Below are 18,009 nucleotides of genomic sequence, written 5' to 3'. Positions count from 1 at the left end.
CATGACTGAAGCGCGCAACCCCGCCATCGAGATCGCCCTGCTGGGCGACGACGGGGCTGCGCCTGCCTCCGCGCCGGTGAATGCCGGCGTGGAGGATCGCGTCGCCGCGGCAGCGGCGTCTGCCGATGCCGGGAAAACCAATATCTTCGACTTCGATCGCGCCCGCCTGGAGCGCTTCTTCGAGGAAGACCTGGGCGAGAAGAAATTCCGCGCCCACCAGGTGATGAAGTGGATCCATCACCGCTACGCCACCGATTTCGCGGACATGACCGATCTGGGCAAGGCGCTGCGCGCCAAGCTGGAGGAGCGCGCGGTGGTGCGCGCGCCGCAGGTAGTGTTCGACAAGGCCTCCACCGACGGCACCCACAAGTGGCTGCTCGGCATGGACGCGAAGAACGCCATCGAGACGGTCTACATCCCCGACAAGGGGCGCGGCACCCTGTGCGTGTCCTCGCAGGTGGGCTGCGCGCTCAACTGCGGCTTCTGTTCCACCGCCACGCAAGGCTTCAACCGCAACCTGTCCACCGCCGAGATCATCGGCCAGGTGTGGGTGGCGGCGCGCCACCTCGGCAACGTGCCGCACCAGCAGCGCCGGCTCACCAACGTGGTGATGATGGGCATGGGCGAGCCGCTGGCCAATTTCGACAACGTCGTGCGCGCGATGAGCATCATGCGCGACGACCTTGGCTACGGCCTCGCCAACAAGCGCGTGACGCTGTCGACCGCCGGCATGGTGCCGCAGATCGACCGGCTGGCGCAGGAGAGCGACGTGTCGCTGGCAGTCTCGCTGCATGCGCCGTTCGACGAGCTGCGCACCCGGCTGATGCCGATCAACAAGAAGTACCCGCTGGCCGAGCTGATGGACGCCTGCGTGCGCTATGCGCTGCGCAAGAAGGGCGAATCCGTGACCTTCGAGTACACCCTGATGCAGGGCGTCAACGACCAGCCGGAGCATGCGCGCGCGCTGATCGGCCTGCTGCGCGATTTCGATCGCCGGGTGCAGATGAAGGGCGCGGCCAAGATCAACCTGATTCCGTTCAATCCGTTCCCGGGTACCGGCTTCCAGCGCCCAAGCGACGAGGCCATCCGCGCGTTCCAGAAGCACCTCAACAACGCCGGCATGATCGCGCCGGTGCGGCGCACCCGCGGCGACGACATCGACGCCGCCTGCGGCCAGCTCAAGGGCCAGGTGATGGACCGCACGCGCCGCTCGGCCGAGCATCGCAAGCGGCTGCACGCAGCGGGAGCAGGCGATGCGGCGTGAGTTCGCGATCCTGGCCATCCTCGGCAGCCTGCTGCTGGCCGGGTGCAGCCAACTGGAGCGGCTGACCCTCATCCGTCCCAGCGCGCAGCATCGTGGTTACACCCAGATCGCGCCGCGTTACGACTTCAGCGGCAAGCACGGGCGGGATACCGGCGACGCCGCCATGCTGCTTGCGGCGGGCTCGATGTTCTTCCAGCGCGGCCAGCTGGACGAAGCGGAGGAGCAGGCGCGCAAGGCGCTGAAGGCGCAGCCCGGCTCCGGCGACGCCAATACGCTGCTTGGCCTGATTGCCGATGCGCGTGGCGACGCTGCCGGGGCAGGGCTTCTGTTCCGGTCGGTGGCGGATGCCGCGCCGGCCAATGGGGTCTATGCCAACAACTACGGCGCCTGGCTTTGCGCCAATGGGCGCGCGGCGGAATCGCTGGACTGGTTCGACCGCGCGATGGCGGACCCGGCTTATCCGACGCCGGTGCGGGCGCTGGCCAATGCCGGGGATTGCGCCCGCAAGGCCGGGCAGCCGGTCCGGGCCGAAGCCAGCTGGCGCGCGGCACTGGCGCTGGATGCGACCCATCCGCAAGCGCTGGCGGGAATGGCGGCGATGGCGTTCGCCCAGGGCGAGTATCTCGAGGCGCGGGCATTCGTCGAGCGCTGGCTGGCGGTGGCCCCCGATGAGCCGGCCGCGTTGCAACTTGCGATGCAGGTCGAGGAAAAAAGAGGCGACAACGTGGCCGCTTCGCGTTATCGTTCACGTTTGCAGGCGATCTCTCCGGGTCCTACCACGGCACCGCGCACGCAATGACCGCGAATCAACAACCAGACCTGACCCACGAGGCGCTTGCCGGATGCGGCGCTCGTCTGCGCGCCGCGCGGGAGGCAGCTGGCTTGAGCATCGATGATGTGGCGGGCCGCCTGCACATGCCCGCCCGGGTGGTCCGATCGCTGGAAAACGAGGACTGGTCACGTCTCGGGGCGCCGGTGTTCGTGCGCGGCCAGGTGCGCAGCTATTCGCGCCTGCTGGGCCTCACCACGGCACCGCTGATGGACGCATTGACGGTCGGCCAGGTCGAGCCCACCAAGCTGGTCAGCCGCACCCATATCCCCAAGGCGCAGTGGTGGGCCGAACAGATCGGCCGGCGCCTGGTCTACATCGTGCTGACGCTTTCCCTGGCGATCCCGGTGTGGGTTGCCACCCGCCAGCACCTGGCCGCTACCGTCGAGGGCGTGGCCGCGCTGGACGCGCCGGCGGACGCCGCCCTGCCCGTCGAGCGGGAGGTCGATCGCACCCCGCGTACGGTGGTCGCTTCGATGGCGCCGGTGGCCGCCAGCGGGCAACCTGCAGTCGCCGTCGCTGCCGCCACGGGCGCGGAGATCGTGCTGCGGACCAGCGACAAGACCTGGCTTGAAGTGATCGCCAACAACGGCAGCACGCTGGCCAAGGAGCTGTTGCCGGCCGGTGCGGAACGCCGCTATGCCGCGTCGCAGGTGCGTCGCATGACCATCGGGAATGCCTCCGCAGTGGTGCTGGAAAGCCGCGGCCGCCCGGTCGACGCGCTGGCCAATGCCCGCGCGAACGTTGCCCGCTTTGAGGTATCCTCCGACGGCTCGCTTGTCGCGTCGAACTGAACGCTTCGTCGCGCGGGCTCCCGGTATCCAGAAGAACACAACGCCCCGTCGGGACGACGGGCGAGAGGCAGCATGGCGATTGACGAACTGCTCAACGAGCACGAACAGAGCGAGAAAGTACGCAACTGGCTGCGCAGCAACGCGCTTGGGCTGATCGGCGGCGTCGGGCTTGGCCTGGCAGTGATCGCCGGCTGGCAATGGTGGCAGGGTCAGCAGTTGCAGAGCGGCATGCAGGCCAGCACCGGCTACGCACGGGCCAGCGAGGCGTTCGAAGCCGGCCGGATCCCGGCGGACAAGGGCAGGAGCTTGATCGCCGGGCTGGAGAAGGGCAATCCCACGCTGGCCACCCTCGCGGCACTGCAGCTGGCCAAGGCGCAGGTCGATGCCGGCAAGCGCGATGACGCCATCGCGACCCTGCGCGGTCTGGACAGTGTCGACGCCGACCTGCGGCCGGTGGTGCGGCAGCGGCTTGCGCGCCTGCTGATCGATGCCGGCAAGGCCAAGGACGCGCTTGCGCTGCTGGATGACGAACGCAATGCGGCGATGCTCGACGTGCGCGGCGACGCGCAGTTCGCGCTGGGCGATAAGGCGAAGGCGCAGGATGCCTACCGCAAGGCGCTGGCGCTGGTCGACGTGGCCGATCCGCAGCACCGGCTGATCGCGATGAAGCTGATCGAAGCGGGCGGCACCCCGCCGCACGCAGGGAGCAACGGTTGATGGACAAGCGAGGTTTCCTGCGCACTCTGGCTATCGCCGCGATGGCGATGGCGATGCTTTCTGGCTGCAGCTCGGTCAAGAACCTGTTCGGCGGCCGCAACAAGGACAAGACCGGCGAGCCCGCCAAGCTGGTCGACTTCACCCCTTCCGCGAGCGTCAACAAGCTGTGGTCGACGACGGTCGGCAAGGGCGAGGACCTCCTTGGCATCGGCCAGCAGCCGGCGGTCATGGATGGCAACGTCTACGCGGCCGCGGTCGACGGCGGGGTGAGCGCCTATGCGCTCTCCTCCGGCGCCCAACTCTGGCGTTACGAATCCAAGCAGGCGCGTCTGAGCGGCGGCCCCGGCGCTGGGGACGGCCTGGTGGTGGTCGGCGGCCTGGAGGGTCAAGTGGTGGCGCTGGACGCGGCCACCGGGCAGGAGAAGTGGACCGCCAAGGTCGGCAACGAAGTCCTGTCCGCGCCGGCGATCGGCGGCGGCATGGTGTTCGTGCACTCCAACGATGGCCGGGTCACCGCGTTCGATGCCGGCACCGGCGCCCGCCGCTGGTTCCACAGCGTCGAGTCGCCGGCGCTGACCGTGCGTGGCACCGCCGGCATCACCCTCGGCCCGGGCATCCTGTTCGTGGGGGGGGACAACGGGGCCCTCACGGCCCTGAACATGAACGACGGCAACGTGCTGTGGTCTACCCCGGTCGCCGAGGCCGACGGGCGTACCGAACTCGAGCGCATGGCCGACGTCGATGCCGCGCCGGTGCTGGAAGGCACCACCCTGTTCGCCAGCAGCTACAAGGGCCGCACCGTCGCCATCGACGGTCCCAGCGGCCAGGTGATGTGGACCAGCGACCACGGCGGCGCCCGCGGCGTGGCGGTCAGCAACTCGGCGGTGGTGGTGACCGACAAGGGTGGCATGGTGGTCGGGCTGGACAAGAACAGCGGCGGCAGCCTCTGGCAGCAGTCGGGGCTGGGCAACCGCAATGTCTCCGCGCCGGCGGTGCAGGGCGATTACGCGGTGGTCGGCGATCTCGACGGCGTGCTGCACTGGCTGCGCCTCAACGATGGGGCGTTCGCCGCGCGCAGCAAGCTGGGCGATGCCATCGTCGGCCGGCCTGTGGTCGTCGACGGCATCCTGTTGGTGCAGAGCCGGGACGGCAAGCTGGCCGCGTTCGCGCTGCAGTGACCGGCCCCGCCAGCCCGCATCGGCTGGCACATCTCCGCGGCCCCGGCTACCCTGCCGGGGCCGCTGTTGTTTCGCCCGGACCCTGACCGGGTCCCATCGAACGATGCGGTGGACATCCGCCGCCAAAGGTCTGATCCATGCTTCCCCTCGTAGCCCTGGTCGGGCGCCCCAATGTCGGCAAGTCCACGCTGTTCAATGCGTTGACGCGCACCCGCGATGCGCTGGTGCACGACGAGCCGGGTGTGACCCGCGACCGCAACTACGGCGTCTGCCGGCTGCTTGAGGGCAGGCCGTTCGTGCTGGTAGACACCGGCGGCATCGCCGGCCAGGACGAGGGACTGGCCGGGGCGACAGCCAAGCAGTCGCGCGCCGCCGCCGAAGAGGCGGACCTGATCCTGTTCGTGGTCGACGGCCGCGAAGGCGCCTCGGCGCTGGACGACGACATCCTGCGCTGGCTGCGCAAGCTGTCCAAGCCCACGCTGCTGATCATCAACAAGACCGATGGCATCGACCAGCGTGCGGCGGAGGCCGAATTCGCGCGCTATGGCATTGCCGACGTGCTGCCGGTTTCCAGCGCGCACCGCACCGGCATCGACCAGCTGCTGGCGAGGACCGCAGCGCTGCTGCCGGAAGCGGGTAGCGCCGAGACCCTCGATGACGATCCGGAGCGCATCCGCATCGCCTTCGTCGGCCGCCCGAACGTGGGCAAGTCCACCCTGGTGAACCGGATCCTGGGCGAAGAGCGGATGATCGCCTCCGAAGTGCCCGGCACCACCCGCGACTCCATCGCCGTGGACCTGGAGCGCGACGGCCGCAAGTACCGCCTGATCGATACCGCCGGCCTGCGCCGGCGCGCGCGGGTGGAAGAGGCGGTGGAGAAGTTCTCCGCGTTCAAGACCCTGCAGGCGATCGAGCAGTGCCAGGTGGCGGTGCTGATGCTGGACGCCAGCGAAGGTGTCACCGACCAGGACGCCACCGTGCTGGGCGCGGTGCTGGATGCAGGCCGCGCGCTGGTGATCGTGCTCAACAAATGGGACGGCCGCACCGATTACGAACGCCAGCAGGCCGAGGCGCTGGCCGCGCGTAAGCTGAGCTTCGTCGATTGGGCGGAGCGCGTGCGCATTTCCGCCCTGCACGGCTCCGGCCTGCGCGAACTGTTCAAGGCCATCCACCGCGCGCATGCCTCGGCCACCCACGTCTTCAGCACCGCGGACGTCACCCGTGCGATCGAGGCGGCCTACACCGCCAACCCGCCGCCGGTGGTGCGCGGCCACGTCGCCAAGCTGCGCTTCGCCCATCCGGGTGGCGATACGCCGCCGACGTTCGTCGTCCACGGCACCCGCCTGAAGACGCTGAGTTCCACCTACCAGCGCTATCTGGAGAATTTCTTCCGCAAGCGCTTCAAGCTGGTGGGAACCCCGATCCGCTTCGTGTTCCGGGAAAACAGCAATCCCTACGAAGGCAAGAAGAACGTGCTGACCGAGCGCCAGGTCGAGAAGAAGCGCCGGCTGATGCGGCACGTCAAGCGCGGCGGCTGATGCTGGCCCCGAGCGACATCACCCTGGGCATCCTGGCGGGGGGCCGCGCCACCCGCCTGGGCGGGCGCGACAAGGCCTGGATCGAACGCGGCGGCAGCGCGCAGGTGGTGCGTCTTGCGCACCGCTTCGCCGGCGAATGCGGCAAGGTGCTGGTCAGCGCCAACCGCGAACTGCCGCGATACGCGGCCCTTGCGCTGCATGCGGTGCCCGACCGCCAGCCGGACCTGGGTCCGCTCGGGGGGCTGGACGCGCTGGCGGCTGCCTGCCCCACGCCGTGGCTGCTCACCCTGCCGGTCGATCTGGTGGAGGCCGCCGACGGCCTGCCGCGGAGGTTGGCGCAGGCGGGCGGGCAGGGCGCAGTGGCGCGCGACGACGACGGCCTGCAGCCGCTGGTGGCGCTGTACCGCGTGGAGGCGCTGCGCGCCGCGCTGGCGGCGGCGCTGGCTGACGGCGAATACTCGGTGCGCGCGCTGCAGGCGTCGCTGGCGCTGCCGGTGGTGACCTTCGACGGACTGCGCTTCGGCAATCTCAATACCCCCGCCGATCTGCTCGCGGCCGGCTGCACCACGGCGTGACGGCGCCGCGACGACGGGCCGCATCGTGCGGGCGATAATCCATCCATGAGTGCCCGCAGCCTGCCCCCCGCCGCCGCTTATGCCCGCCTGCAGGAGGGCGCGTTGCTTGTGGATGTGCGCGCGCCGCACGAGCGCGCGCTGGGCATGGCCACGGACGCGCTGGGCATCGTCCGCGAAGACCTGCTGAAAGATCCGGGCGCGCAGCTGCCGGATCGCGACGCGGAAATCCTGCTGCTGTGCCAGGCCGGCGTGCGTTCGCTGGCCTGCGTGCAGGCGCTGCAGGCGCTGGGCTACCGCAATGTGGCCTCGGTGGAGGGCGGGACGCGCGCGTGGGAGGCGGCCGGGCTGCCGATGGCCAGGCCCGACATCGACGCCGATTTCGGCGAACGCTATTCGCGCCACCTGCGCCTGCCGGAAGTCGGCCTCGACGGCCAGAGGAAGCTCGAGGCCGCACGCGTGCTGCTGGTGGGCGCCGGCGGCCTGGGTGCGCCGGCTGCGTTCTATCTGGCAGCCGCCGGCATCGGCCATCTGCGCATCGCCGATGACGATGTGGTCGATCGCAGCAACCTGCAGCGGCAGATCCTGCATGCCGATGCCCGCATAGGCATGTCGAAGGTGGAATCTGCGGCGGCCGCGCTGACCGCGCTCAATCCGCGCGCCCGCATCGAGCAGGTGCGCGAGAGGGTCACCGCGGTCAACGTCGAACGCCTGCTCGAAGGCGTGGACGTGGTGCTGGACGGCGGCGACAACTTCCCGGTGCGCTATCTGCTCAACGACGCCTGCGTGCATCTTGGCAAGCCGCTGGTGCATGGCGCGGTGCATCGTTTCGAGGGGCAGGCCAGCGTGTTCGACGCCGGCCGTCGGCGCGGACAGGCGCCGTGCTATCGCTGCCTGTTCCCGGAGCCACCGCCGGCCGAGGCCGCGCCGAACTGTGCCGAAGCCGGCGTGCTTGGCGTGCTGCCGGGCGTGATCGGCCTGCTGCAGGCCACCGAGGCGATCAAGCTGCTGCTGGGCATCGGCGAATCCCTGGCCGGCCGGCTGCTGCAGTTCGATGCGCTGGCGATGCGCTTCCGGGAATTCCGCGTGGAAGCGGACCCGCAGTGTCCGGTTTGCACGCCGGATCGCGCTTTCAACGGCTATCCCGACTATATGGCGCTGTGCGCTGGAGCTGACCGATGACCGATTTCGCATGGATGCGTCGCCTGCTGGCGGCCTGCCTGTTGTTCGCCGCCGCACCGGCGTTTGCCACCGACCAGTGCCCGACGCTGTCGCAGCGCCAGTCCGACCCGCAGGTGGCCACCCGCATTGCCGCCATCGCCTGCGACGAGCACCTGCGCTGGAACCGGCCGTTCATCGACGCCGATGGCCGGCTGGCCAGCCTCAACGCCTACGAGGCGGAAGGCAGCGGGCTGAAGGACGGCGGCTCGCCGTGGCGGCGGGTGGCGTTCTACTGGCAGGCCAGCGGGCTACTGTCGCCGATGGGGTTCAAGCCGGGCGCCAGCGACTGCGGCTACGCCGCGCTCAACCTCGCGTACCCGGGCCTGGGCTGCCGCGGCTTCGTCATCGACAACCCGTGGTCGGCCGCCTTCATCAGCTGGGTGATGCAGCGCGCCGGGGTGCCGGGCTTCCGCACCTCCGCCAGCCATTTCGATTACGTACGCGCCGCGCGCAAGGACGTCGCCGCCAGCCCCTATCGCTTCGTGGAACCGATGTCGGCGAAGCTGGAAACCGGCGACATGCTCTGCTACGTGCGCACCGGCCGCGTGTACGGCCACGACGGCCTGCTGAAGGCGATCGACGGCAGCACCACCAGCCTGCCGATGCATTGCGACCTGATCGTCGCGGCCACAGGCGGCAAGGCCTATGCGGTGGGCGGCAACGTGCAGCAGGCGGTGACCATGCGCATCTTCAACCTCAATGCGCAGGGCCAGCTGTGGGACCTGCCGCGCCGCTCCGATGGCGACGTGGAATGCTCGCCGGAGACGCTGGGCGCCTGCAGCTTCAACCGCCAGGACTGGGCCGCGGTGCTCAAGCTCAAGCCGCAGGAAGAACTGGCGAAGCTTGGCCCGGTGGCGCCGCCCAGCTTCCTGCCCAGCGCCCCGGTGGCGCCCACCTGCTGCGTGAACTGCGTGGTGGGCTCGGGCGTGCCGCGCTGTCCGGCGGCGGGACAGATCGCCCCGCAGGCACAGCAAACCGACGCCCCGCTGCAGGGGTCGGAATAGGCCACGCGGACCGGCTGCGCGATAATGCGGGCCCGCCCGTTACGCAGCCGCGCCGAATGACCGCAAGAATCCTCGATGGAAAACGCATCGCCGACGCGCTGCTCGACAGCCTGAAGGCGCAGGTGGACGCGCGGTTGGCCACCGGCAAGTCGCGGCCGGGCCTTGCGGTGGTCTTGGTGGGCAGCGATCCGGCGTCGTCGGTATACGTGCGCAACAAGAAGCGCGCGGCGGAAAAAGTGGGCATCCGGGCGTTCGACTACGACCTGCCTGCGGGCACCGGCGAGGCCGAGTTGGTGGCGCTGATCGACCAGCTCAACGCCGATCCGCAGGTGCACGGCATCCTGATCCAGCTGCCGCTGCCCGGCATCCGCGACGCCAGCCGGCTGATCGAGCGCATCCACCCCGACAAGGACGTGGATGGCTTCCACCCGCAGAACGTCGGCCATCTGGCGCTGCGCCAGTTCGGCCTGCGCCCTTGCACGCCGCGCGGCATCACCACCCTGCTGGCGTGGACCGACCGCCCGGTGCGCGGGCAGAGCGCCACCATCGTGGGCGTGTCCAACCACGTCGGCCGTCCGATGGGGCAGGAGCTGCTGATCGCCGGCTGCACCGTGACCAGCTGCCACAAGTTCACCCCGATGGACGTGCTCAAGCGCCACGTTGGCGAGGCCGACATCCTGGTGGTTGCGGCCGGCCGGCCGGGCCTGATCCCGGGCGACTGGGTGAAGGAGGGTGCGGTGGTGATCGATGTCGGCATCAACCGCCTGGACGACGGCCGTCTGGTCGGCGACGTGGGCTACGAGGAAGCGGCCAAGCGCGCCAGCTGGATCACCCCCGTGCCGGGCGGGGTGGGGCCAATGACCGTGGCCACGCTGATGCAGAACACGCTGGAGGCGGCGGAACTGGCGGATTGCGCCGCGAATCCGGACGCGCTTCGGCCGTAGCCGGGGGCGCCCTGCAGTTCATCGCGGGATCGGCCGTGGCCTGGCCTCGCAAGTCGCTCCCCGATACTCGCTTGGTTGCGAGGCCAGGCCACGGCCGATCCCCGGACAAGGCCGCCGGCGTCCCGGTTTTCCGGGCCAGCCGCAAAAAAGCGCTACAATGGCGCGCTTCCCCACTTCCTATGGGTCTGCCGATGCTCCGCATCCTGGCTGAAGCACTGACGTACGACGATGTTTCCCTCGTCCCCGCGCATTCCGCCGTCCTGCCCAAGGATGTCTCGCTGGAAACGCGCCTCACCCGCGACCTGCGCATCCGCCTGCCCATCGCCTCGGCGGCGATGGATACCGTGAGCGAAGCGCGCCTCGCCGTGGCGATGGCGCAGCTGGGCGGCATCTCGATCATCCACAAGAACATGACCGCGCAGGCGCAGGCCGCGCAGGTGGCGTGGGTGAAGAACTTCGAGGCCGGGGTGATCCGCGAGCCGTTCACCGTGGGCCCCGACACCAGCATCGGCGAGGTGCTCAAGCTGACCCGCGCGCGCAACATCTCCGGCGTTCCGGTGGTGGACGAATCCGGCCACCTGGTCGGCATCGTCACCGGCCGCGACATGCGCTTCGAGAAGAAGCTGGACGATCCGGTCCGCCACGTGATGACCAAGAAGGACAAGCTGGTCACGGTGAAGGAGGGCGCCAGCGACGACGAGGTGATGGGCCTGCTGCACAAGCACCGCATCGAGAAGGTGCTGGTGGTCAACGACGACTTCGAACTGCGCGGCCTCATTACCGTCAAGGACATCCAGAAGAAGTCCGACAATCCCAACGCGGCCTACGACACCAGCGAACGCCTGCTGGTCGGCGCCGCGGTGGGCGTGGGCGGCGATACCGAACAGCGCGTGGAGGCGCTGGTGGCCGCCGGCGTGGACGTGATCGTGGTCGATACCGCGCACGGCCATTCGCAGGGCGTGATCGAGCGCGTGGCCTGGGTCAAGCAGCGCTACCCGAAGGTGCAGGTGGTGGGCGGCAACATCGTCACCGGCGACGCCGCGCTGGCGCTGATGGACGCGGGTGCGGACGCGGTGAAGGTAGGCGTCGGCCCGGGCTCGATCTGCACCACCCGCATCGTCGCCGGCGTGGGCGTGCCGCAGATCACCGCCATCGACATGGTGGCGTCGGCCTTGCAGGATCGCATCCCGCTGATCGCCGACGGCGGCATCCGCTATTCCGGCGACATCGGCAAGGCGCTGGCGGCAGGCGCCTCCAGCGTGATGATCGGCGGCCTGTTCGCCGGCACCGAGGAAAGCCCGGGCGAAATCGAGCTGTTCCAGGGCCGCAGCTACAAGAGCTACCGCGGCATGGGGTCGCTGGGCGCGATGGAGAAGGGGTCGAAGGACCGCTATTTCCAGGATGCCTCCGACGCCGACAAGCTGGTGCCGGAAGGCATCGAGGGCAGGGTGCCGGTGCGCGGCCCGCTGTCGGGCGTGGTGCACCAGCTGATGGGTGGCCTGCGCGCGACCATGGGCTACGTGGGCTGCGCGACGGTCGAGGAAATGCGCAGCCAGCCGCAGTTCGTCAAGGTGACCGGCGCCGGCCAGCGCGAAAGCCACGTCCACGACGTGCAGATCACCAAGGAACCGCCGAACTACCGGGCCGGTTGAGGCATCCACGCAAAGGGAGCCGCAAGACTCCCTTTGTTGTATCCAATGACGAATAACAGCCAGCGCATGACCAACATCCACACCGACAAGATCCTGATCCTAGACTTCGGCGCGCAGTACACCCAGCTGATCGCCCGCCGCATCCGCGAGATCGGCGTGTACTGCGAGATCTGGGCGTGGGACCACGATCCGGCCGAGATCGCCGCGTTCGGCGCGAAGGGCATCATCCTGTCCGGCGGTCCCGAGTCGACCACCGAGCCCGGCTGCCCCGCGGCGCCGCGGCAGGTGTTCGATGCCGGGGTGCCGATCCTCGGCATCTGCTACGGCATGCAGACGCTGGCGGTGCAGCTGGGCGGCGCCACCGAGGCCGGCAACCAGCGGGAGTTCGGCCATGCGGCGCTGGAGATCATCGCCAACGATGCGCTGCTGGCACCGGTGGCCACCAGCGCGGCGTTGCGCAACGTGTGGATGAGCCATGGCGATCATGTCGCGCGTGCGCCGGAAGGCTTCAGCATCACCGCCCGCACCGATCGCCTCGGCATCGCCGCGTTCGCCAACGACGCGAAGAAGATCTATGGCGTGCAGTTCCATCCGGAAGTGACCCACACCGCAGCCGGCGAGGCGCTGCTGCGGCGCTTCGCGGTCGACATCTGCGGCTGCCGCACGCTGTGGACGGCAGCCAACATCATCGAAGACCAGATCGCCCGGGTGCGCGAGCAGGTCGGGACCGACGAAGTGATCCTCGGCCTGTCCGGCGGCGTGGATTCCTCGGTGGTCGCGGCGCTGCTGCACCGGGCGATCGGCGACCAGCTGACCTGCGTGTTCGTGGACACCGGCCTGCTGCGCTGGAACGAAGGCGACCAGGTGATGGCGATGTTCGCCGAGCATATGGGCGTCAAGGTCGTGCGCGTGAACGCCGCCGACCGCTATTTCGACAAGCTCGCCGGGGTCAGCGATCCGGAAGCCAAGCGCAAGATCATCGGCAACCTGTTCGTCGAGATCTTCGATGAGGAATCCAGCAAGCTCAGCAACGCGAAGTGGCTGGCGCAGGGCACCATCTACCCGGACGTGATCGAATCGGCCGGCAGCAAGACCGGCAAGGCCCACGTCATCAAGAGCCACCACAACGTCGGTGGCCTGCCCGAGCACATGAAGCTGGGGCTGGTGGAGCCGTTGCGCGAACTGTTCAAGGACGAAGTGCGCAGGCTGGGAGTCGAGCTCGGCCTGCCACGCGAGATGGTCTATCGCCACCCGTTCCCTGGCCCGGGGCTGGGCGTGCGCATCCTCGGGGAAGTGAAGCCGGAGTACGCCGAGCTGCTGGCGCAAGCGGATGCGATCTTCATCGACGAGCTGCGTAAGGCCGGCCTGTACGACAAGACTTCGCAGGCATTCGCGGTGTTCCTGCCGGTGAAGTCGGTCGGCGTGGTCGGCGACGCACGCGCCTACGAATGGGTGATCGCGCTGCGCGCGGTGGAGACCATCGACTTCATGACCGCGCACTGGGCGCACCTGCCGTACGACTTCCTCGGCACGGTCAGCAACCGCATCATCAACGAACTCCGCGGCGTCTCGCGCGTGGTCTACGACATCTCCGGCAAGCCGCCGGCTACTATCGAGTGGGAATGAGCGACACCGACGAGCGCTGGATGCGCCATGCGCTGGCGCTGGCCGAACGCGCGCGCGACGAGGATGACGAGATCCCGGTCGGCGCCGTGGTGGTGGATGGCGACGGCAACGTCGTCGGCGAGGGCTGGAACCGCAACATCGCCGAATGCGATCCGAGCGCGCACGCGGAGATCGTGGCGATGCGGCGAGCCGGGCAGGCGCTGGGCAACCACCGGCTGGTCGGCTGCACGCTATACGTGACCCTGGAGCCCTGCGCGATGTGCGCGATGGCGATGGTGCATGCGCGGTTGGCGCGGGTGGTGTTCGGTGCGTTCGATCCCAAGACCGGTGCGGCGGGCAGCGTATTCGACCTGCTGGCCGATCCGCGCCACAACCATCGCATCGAAGTGGCCGGCGGCGTGCTGGCCGCTATCGCCGGACCGATGCTGACTGGCTACTTCCGCGCCCGCCGGGGCAAGGGCGGCGCCTGAGGCGATCGCGGGCGCGTCAGTCCGCGGCGGCATCCGGCGGCGTGGGCGGGCGCCGGGCCGCGGCCATGCTGTGGTCGAGCTCCAGATCGAAACTCTTCACCGCCAGGCTGACTTCGCGCCACATGGCGATGCTGGCCGCCAGCAGGAACAGGACGCCCAGTACCGCCATCGCGGTGGGCAGCGCCCCCATCCGGAATCCCACCAGCGCGTCGGTGGCCAGCGCCAGGCTGGTGCCGACGAAGCTGGCCAGGGCGCCGTACAGCAACCGGCAGGCGCGCAGCACCAGGTGTGCGCGCTGGCGGTGGCGACGGATCTGCTCCTCGCGCTCGCCGGCGTCCGTTGCGTCGTGCTCCCAACTGGCTATCAGTGCGCGCAGCCTGTCCACGACCCGGGCCAGCCGCGTATTGGCCGAGGCCAGCAGGCCAGCGGTGGCGGTGAGGAAGAAGGCCGGGGCCAGCATCGCGGTCAGGATCGCGTGGTGGCCGATGGCATTGGCGGTGGTCTGCAGCATGCGGCGTCCCGTCGGCAAGCCGGTATCATGCCCTCACCCCAACGCGTGCGCGAGCCCATGCCTGCCGATCCCACCCAAGACTGCCTGATCTGGATCGATCTTGAAATGACCGGGCTGGATACCGAGCGCGACGGCATCCTGGAGATCGCCACCGTGGTGACGGACGGCCAGCTGAACGTGCTTGCCGAAGGGCCCGAGCTGGCCATCGCCCATCCGCTGGCCACGCTGGAGGCGATGGACGAATGGAACCGCAGCCAGCACGGGGGATCCGGGCTGTGGCGACGGGTGCTGGAAGCGGGCGTGCCGCTCGCCGATGCCGAGTCGCAGACGCTGGCGTTCCTGCACCAGTGGGTGCCGGCCAATGTTTCGCCGATGTGCGGCAATTCGATCTGCCAGGACCGGCGTTTCCTGCACCGGCTGATGCCGGCGCTGGAACGCCATTTCCACTATCGCAACCTCGACGTCAGCACGCTCAAGGAGCTGGCGCGGCGCTGGTCGCCGGCGGTGCTGGAAGGGGTGAAGAAGACCTCTGCGCATACCGCGCTGAGCGATGTGCACGACTCGATCGAAGAACTGCGCCACTATCGCAGGTACATGGGCGCCATGGCCGGGCTGGCCGTGGGCTGACGCCGGCAGCTGCCGAATGTCCGCAGGGGGCGTCCGGAGGGCACTGGGGCTGGTGGCTTTCGGGCTGCTGATCCTGTCGTGTGCGTGGTTGGCGGCGCCCAAGCACGCAACTGCGGCCATGCAGGCCACGCCCGTGCGGACGACGGCGCCGCCGCGTCCCGAGAAGCCGATTTCGGCGTTCTATAGGGAAACCTGGACCACCCGACAGGGACTTCCCCATAACCAGATCAACGCCATTGCGCAGACGCCCGACGGCTACCTGTGGCTGGGCACCTGGGAAGGCCTGGTGCGCTACAACGGACTGGAGTTCCACCAGTTCGACCGCGGCAATACGCCTGCGCTGAGGGACAACGGCGTGCGGTCGGTGCGCGCGGCGGCGAACGGCGCCGTGGTCGTTGGCACCTCGCGGGGCGGGGTGGCGGTGAAGCAGGGGGATCGCTGGCGCAGCTGGACAAGCGCCGATGGCCTGGCGCAGGACGAGATCCTCGATGCGGTGCTGGATCGCCACGGGCGCCTGTGGGCGGCCACCGAAAGCATGGGTTTGAGCATGCTGGAGCGCGGTCGCGCGCTGCAGTTCAACGTGGCGAACGGCCGGCTTCCCAGCGACGTCGTGTTCAGCCTGCTGGAAGACCGCGACGGCAGCATGTGGGTCGCCACGGCGGCCGGGCTGGTCCACGTGGTGGGCGGCCGGGCGATCCGGGTGGGTGCGCTGGCAGGCCTTCCGCAGGCGCCGGTGTTCCGCCTGCTGCAGACGCGAGCCGGTGTCCTGCTGGTGGGCACCGAACGCGGGGTATACCGTCGCGACGCCAGCAGCGGGCGCTTTGTGCAGCTGTCGCCCAGGCTGCCAGAGGACGGCGTGCCCAGCCTCGCGGAGGACAATGCAGGTCATCTTTGGATCGGGACCGTCAACAACGGGTTGTTCCGGTTGGCCGGGTCGGGCGTGGAACACTTCACCAGCCGGCGGGAACTGCCGAACAACCGGGTTGCCTCCCTGCTTGCCGATCGCGAAGGCAGCATCTGGGTAGGAACGAATGCCGGACTGATGCGGTTGAGCGACGCGCCGTTCACTACCTGGAACAGCGACCAGGGGCTGAGCGACGACTACGTCCGCGCGCTGGCAGCTGCACCGGACGGCGGCATCTGGATCGGTACCGGTCGCGGCCTCAACCTGTGGCGCAACAACGCCATCGTGGCCGGATACACCAAGGCGGATGGCCTGCCCGGCGACTCCATCCTCAGCCTGCTGCAGGCCCGCGATGGCAGCCTGCTGGTCGGCACCTACACCGACGGCGTGCTGCGGCTGCGCGACGGCCAGGTGGTGGCGCGCTACGACTCCGCCGACGGCATGCCCGGCAGCAACCAGATCCGGGCGCTGGCGGAAGGCAAAGATGGCACCGTCTGGATAGGCACCACCCGCGGACTGGTGCGGCTTCGCGATGGACAGTTCCGCGGATTCGGCGTGGCGCAGGGATTGCCGCGCGAGTTCATCATCGCGCTGCATGTGGCCGGCGATGGCACGCTGTGGGTGGGAACCAGCAACGGCGTGGCGCGGGTCGTGGATGATGAGGTGCTGCCGCTGGAGGCGAACCTGGTCCGCGGCGCGCAGGACGTCTTCGATTTCCACGAAGACGCCGACGGCACGATGTGGCTGGCCACCGACCGCGGGCTGTTGCGCTACCGCCAGGGCCGGATACGCGGGCTGAGCCTGGAGCACGGCCTGCCGGTGGATACGCTGTTCGCCATCCTCGACGACGGTCTTGGCTACCTGTGGCTGGCATCGAACCGCGGCGTGCTGCGCATCGCGCGGGACGAGGCGGAGGCGGTGCTGGGCGGCCGCCGCGCCCAGCTCACCGTCGATCATTTCGGCGAGGCGGACGGACTCGTCAGTTCGCAGTGCAACGGCGGCTCCGGACCTGCGGCGATGCGCGATGGGCGCGGCAACCTGTGGATCGCCACTGCGCGCGGCGCCGCAGCGGTGGATCCGGGGGCGCTGCAGAGCTACCGGCACGCGCTGCCGCACGTGGTGGTGGAGCAGGTGTTGGCCGATGGCAAGCCCGTGCATCTGGACGAGGTTCTGCGGCTGCCTGCAGGCACGCGCAAGCTGGAGTTCCGCTTCGCCGCGGTGAGCTTCCAGATGCCGCGTTTCCTGCGCTACCGCTACCAGCTGGAGGGCTTCGATCCCGGCTGGGTGGAGCGCGGCAACCTGCGCAGCGCCCAGTACACCAACCTCGATCCCGGCAACTACCGCTTCCACGTCAACGTCTCCGCTCCCGGCCTGGACCAGGGCTGGAGCAGCGAGGTGACCGGGGTTGCCATCGAGATCGCACCGCAGCCCTGGCAGCGGCGCGGTTTCATCGTCGCCGCGATCCTGCTGGGGCTGGCCTGCGTGTACGCGGTCTACCTCTGGCGCGTGGGCAGCCTGCGCCGGCGCGCGGCCCGCCTCGAGGAAACGGTGGCGGAGCGGACCCACGACCTGCGCCTGCACGCCGAACGCCTGCGCGAGTCCGACCTCGAGAAGTCGGTGTTGCTGGACAAGCTGGGCCAGCAATCGGAAGCGTTCGCGCGGATGGCGCTGGAGGATGCGTTGACCGGCGTCGGCAACCGCCGCAGTCTGGATGCCGAACTGCAGCTGGCCTTCGCGCGCGCCCTGCGCACCCGCCGGCCGCTTTGCTTCGCGCTGTTCGACATCGACCATTTCAAGCAGATCAACGATCGCTACTCGCACGCCGCGGGCGATCAGGCGCTGGTCGCCGTGGCGCATGCGCTGCGCGACGCGTTGGACGGCGCCGGCATGCTGGCGCGCTGGGGCGGCGAGGAGTTCGCGGTCCTGTTCGAGCGGATTCCGCTGGAGCGCGCACGCGAAATCTGCGAGGCGATGCGCCAGCGCGTGGAGGCGATCGATTGCAGCGCCTATGCGCCGGAACGGCGGCTGTCGGTGAGCGCCGGCATTGCCGAGCGCGCCGGCGCCGTCCGCATCGAGGATCTGGTCGCGCGGGCCGATGCGCTGCTTTACGAGGCGAAGCGCGCCGGTCGCAACCGCATCGCTGGCTGAGGCCGCCGGC

16 protein-coding genes are annotated in these 18,009 nt (G+C 69.4%); 15 read left to right on the top strand and 1 reads right to left on the bottom strand.

All coding sequences use genetic code 11. The features are described from left to right. The first annotated feature begins 1 nt into the window (after position 1). From rlmN to tadA, 13 genes are all read left to right on the top strand, one after another. Entirely contained in the window at positions 2–1,264 is a 1,263-nt protein-coding gene (gene rlmN / locus SPK54_RS00855) for a 23S rRNA (adenine(2503)-C(2))-methyltransferase RlmN (protein ID WP_330946053.1), read from the top strand. After that, positions 1,254–2,063 (top strand): tetratricopeptide repeat protein, encoded by an 810-nt coding sequence (locus SPK54_RS00850; RefSeq protein WP_330946052.1) that lies wholly within the window; start codon positions 1,254–1,256, stop codon positions 2,061–2,063. The genes rlmN and SPK54_RS00850 overlap by 11 nt, the downstream gene beginning before the upstream one ends. Next, a complete protein-coding gene (locus tag SPK54_RS00845) occupies positions 2,060–2,887 on the top strand; it encodes a RodZ domain-containing protein (RefSeq protein WP_330946051.1) in 828 nt (275 codons plus the stop codon). The genes SPK54_RS00850 and SPK54_RS00845 overlap by 4 nt, the downstream gene beginning before the upstream one ends. A gap of 72 nt (positions 2,888–2,959) precedes the next feature. Beyond that, the gene (locus SPK54_RS00840; RefSeq protein ID WP_330946050.1) at positions 2,960–3,604 is read left to right on the top strand and encodes a tetratricopeptide repeat protein; all 645 of its coding nucleotides are present in this window, start codon (positions 2,960–2,962) and stop codon (positions 3,602–3,604) included. Continuing rightward, positions 3,604–4,782: an outer membrane protein assembly factor BamB gene (bamB, locus tag SPK54_RS00835; RefSeq protein ID WP_330946049.1), complete on the top strand. Its 1,179-nt coding sequence runs from the start codon at positions 3,604–3,606 to the stop codon at positions 4,780–4,782. The genes SPK54_RS00840 and bamB overlap by 1 nt, the downstream gene beginning before the upstream one ends. A 137-nt stretch (positions 4,783–4,919) precedes the next feature. Beyond that, positions 4,920–6,320: a ribosome biogenesis GTPase Der gene (der, locus tag SPK54_RS00830; protein WP_330946048.1), complete on the top strand. Its 1,401-nt coding sequence runs from the start codon at positions 4,920–4,922 to the stop codon at positions 6,318–6,320. Further along, entirely contained in the window at positions 6,320–6,895 is a 576-nt protein-coding gene (locus tag SPK54_RS00825; RefSeq protein ID WP_330946047.1) for a molybdenum cofactor guanylyltransferase, read from the top strand. The genes der and SPK54_RS00825 overlap by 1 nt, the downstream gene beginning before the upstream one ends. Before the next feature lie 45 nt (positions 6,896–6,940). Next, positions 6,941–8,074, top strand: coding sequence for a molybdopterin-synthase adenylyltransferase MoeB (gene moeB, locus SPK54_RS00820; protein WP_330946046.1), 1,134 nt, complete (start codon positions 6,941–6,943; stop codon positions 8,072–8,074). Next, the gene (locus SPK54_RS00815) at positions 8,071–9,117 is read left to right on the top strand and encodes a DUF2272 domain-containing protein (protein ID WP_330946045.1); all 1,047 of its coding nucleotides are present in this window, start codon (positions 8,071–8,073) and stop codon (positions 9,115–9,117) included. The genes moeB and SPK54_RS00815 overlap by 4 nt, the downstream gene beginning before the upstream one ends. Positions 9,118–9,173: 56 nt before the next feature. Next, positions 9,174–10,061 carry a bifunctional methylenetetrahydrofolate dehydrogenase/methenyltetrahydrofolate cyclohydrolase FolD gene (gene folD / locus SPK54_RS00810; protein WP_330946044.1) on the top strand — a complete coding sequence of 296 codons (888 nt, stop codon included), beginning with the start codon at positions 9,174–9,176 and terminating at the stop codon, positions 10,059–10,061. A 191-nt stretch (positions 10,062–10,252) separates the two neighbouring features. Further along, positions 10,253–11,713, top strand: coding sequence for an IMP dehydrogenase (gene guaB / locus SPK54_RS00805; protein WP_330946043.1), 1,461 nt, complete (start codon positions 10,253–10,255; stop codon positions 11,711–11,713). 66 nt (positions 11,714–11,779) lie between these two features. Continuing rightward, on the top strand, positions 11,780–13,339 hold the full coding sequence (gene guaA, locus SPK54_RS00800) for a glutamine-hydrolyzing GMP synthase (protein ID WP_330946203.1): 1,560 nt from the start codon (positions 11,780–11,782) through the stop codon (positions 13,337–13,339). After that, a complete protein-coding gene (tadA, locus tag SPK54_RS00795) occupies positions 13,336–13,809 on the top strand; it encodes a tRNA adenosine(34) deaminase TadA (protein WP_330946042.1) in 474 nt (157 codons plus the stop codon). The genes guaA and tadA overlap by 4 nt, the downstream gene beginning before the upstream one ends. 16 nt (positions 13,810–13,825) lie before the next feature. Here the strand turns inward: tadA and SPK54_RS00790 are convergent, their stop codons facing one another. Beyond that, positions 13,826–14,320, bottom strand: a complete 495-nt coding sequence (locus SPK54_RS00790; RefSeq protein ID WP_330946041.1) for a DUF2721 domain-containing protein — start codon at positions 14,318–14,320, stop codon at positions 13,826–13,828. Between the two features lie 57 nt (positions 14,321–14,377). On the opposite strand from SPK54_RS00790, the gene orn reads away from it, so the two are divergent. Together orn and SPK54_RS00780 are read left to right on the top strand one after the other, a co-directional pair. Then, positions 14,378–14,947 (top strand): oligoribonuclease, encoded by a 570-nt coding sequence (gene orn, locus SPK54_RS00785; RefSeq protein WP_330946040.1) that lies wholly within the window; start codon positions 14,378–14,380, stop codon positions 14,945–14,947. Positions 14,948–14,963: 16 nt separating this feature from the next. After that, positions 14,964–17,999: a two-component regulator propeller domain-containing protein gene (locus tag SPK54_RS00780; protein ID WP_330946039.1), complete on the top strand. Its 3,036-nt coding sequence runs from the start codon at positions 14,964–14,966 to the stop codon at positions 17,997–17,999. Positions 18,000–18,009 lie beyond the last annotated feature (10 nt).

This window comes from Thermomonas sp. LB-4 (assembly GCF_036409385.1).
Lineage (GTDB): Bacteria > Pseudomonadota > Gammaproteobacteria > Xanthomonadales > Xanthomonadaceae > Thermomonas.
This window is presented reverse-complemented; position numbering and strand designations above follow the sequence as displayed.

Coding starts and splice junctions, on each gene's coding strand:
- bamB (WP_330946049.1), top strand. CDS start 3,604: ATGGACAAGCGAGGTTTCCTGCGCACTCTGGCTATCGCCGCGATGGCG.
- tadA (WP_330946042.1), top strand. CDS start 13,336: ATGAGCGACACCGACGAGCGCTGGATGCGCCATGCGCTGGCGCTGGCC.
- SPK54_RS00815 (WP_330946045.1), top strand. CDS start 8,071: ATGACCGATTTCGCATGGATGCGTCGCCTGCTGGCGGCCTGCCTGTTG.
- orn (WP_330946040.1), top strand. CDS start 14,378: ATGCCTGCCGATCCCACCCAAGACTGCCTGATCTGGATCGATCTTGAA.
- SPK54_RS00825 (WP_330946047.1), top strand. CDS start 6,320: ATGCTGGCCCCGAGCGACATCACCCTGGGCATCCTGGCGGGGGGCCGC.
- guaB (WP_330946043.1), top strand. CDS start 10,253: ATGCTCCGCATCCTGGCTGAAGCACTGACGTACGACGATGTTTCCCTC.
- SPK54_RS00780 (WP_330946039.1), top strand. CDS start 14,964: ATGTCCGCAGGGGGCGTCCGGAGGGCACTGGGGCTGGTGGCTTTCGGG.
- SPK54_RS00850 (WP_330946052.1), top strand. CDS start 1,254: ATGCGGCGTGAGTTCGCGATCCTGGCCATCCTCGGCAGCCTGCTGCTG.
- der (WP_330946048.1), top strand. CDS start 4,920: ATGCTTCCCCTCGTAGCCCTGGTCGGGCGCCCCAATGTCGGCAAGTCC.
- folD (WP_330946044.1), top strand. CDS start 9,174: ATGACCGCAAGAATCCTCGATGGAAAACGCATCGCCGACGCGCTGCTC.
- rlmN (WP_330946053.1), top strand. CDS start 2: ATGACTGAAGCGCGCAACCCCGCCATCGAGATCGCCCTGCTGGGCGAC.
- guaA (WP_330946203.1), top strand. CDS start 11,780: ATGACCAACATCCACACCGACAAGATCCTGATCCTAGACTTCGGCGCG.
- SPK54_RS00840 (WP_330946050.1), top strand. CDS start 2,960: ATGGCGATTGACGAACTGCTCAACGAGCACGAACAGAGCGAGAAAGTA.
- SPK54_RS00790 (WP_330946041.1), bottom strand. CDS start 14,320: ATGCTGCAGACCACCGCCAATGCCATCGGCCACCACGCGATCCTGACC.
- moeB (WP_330946046.1), top strand. CDS start 6,941: ATGAGTGCCCGCAGCCTGCCCCCCGCCGCCGCTTATGCCCGCCTGCAG.
- SPK54_RS00845 (WP_330946051.1), top strand. CDS start 2,060: ATGACCGCGAATCAACAACCAGACCTGACCCACGAGGCGCTTGCCGGA.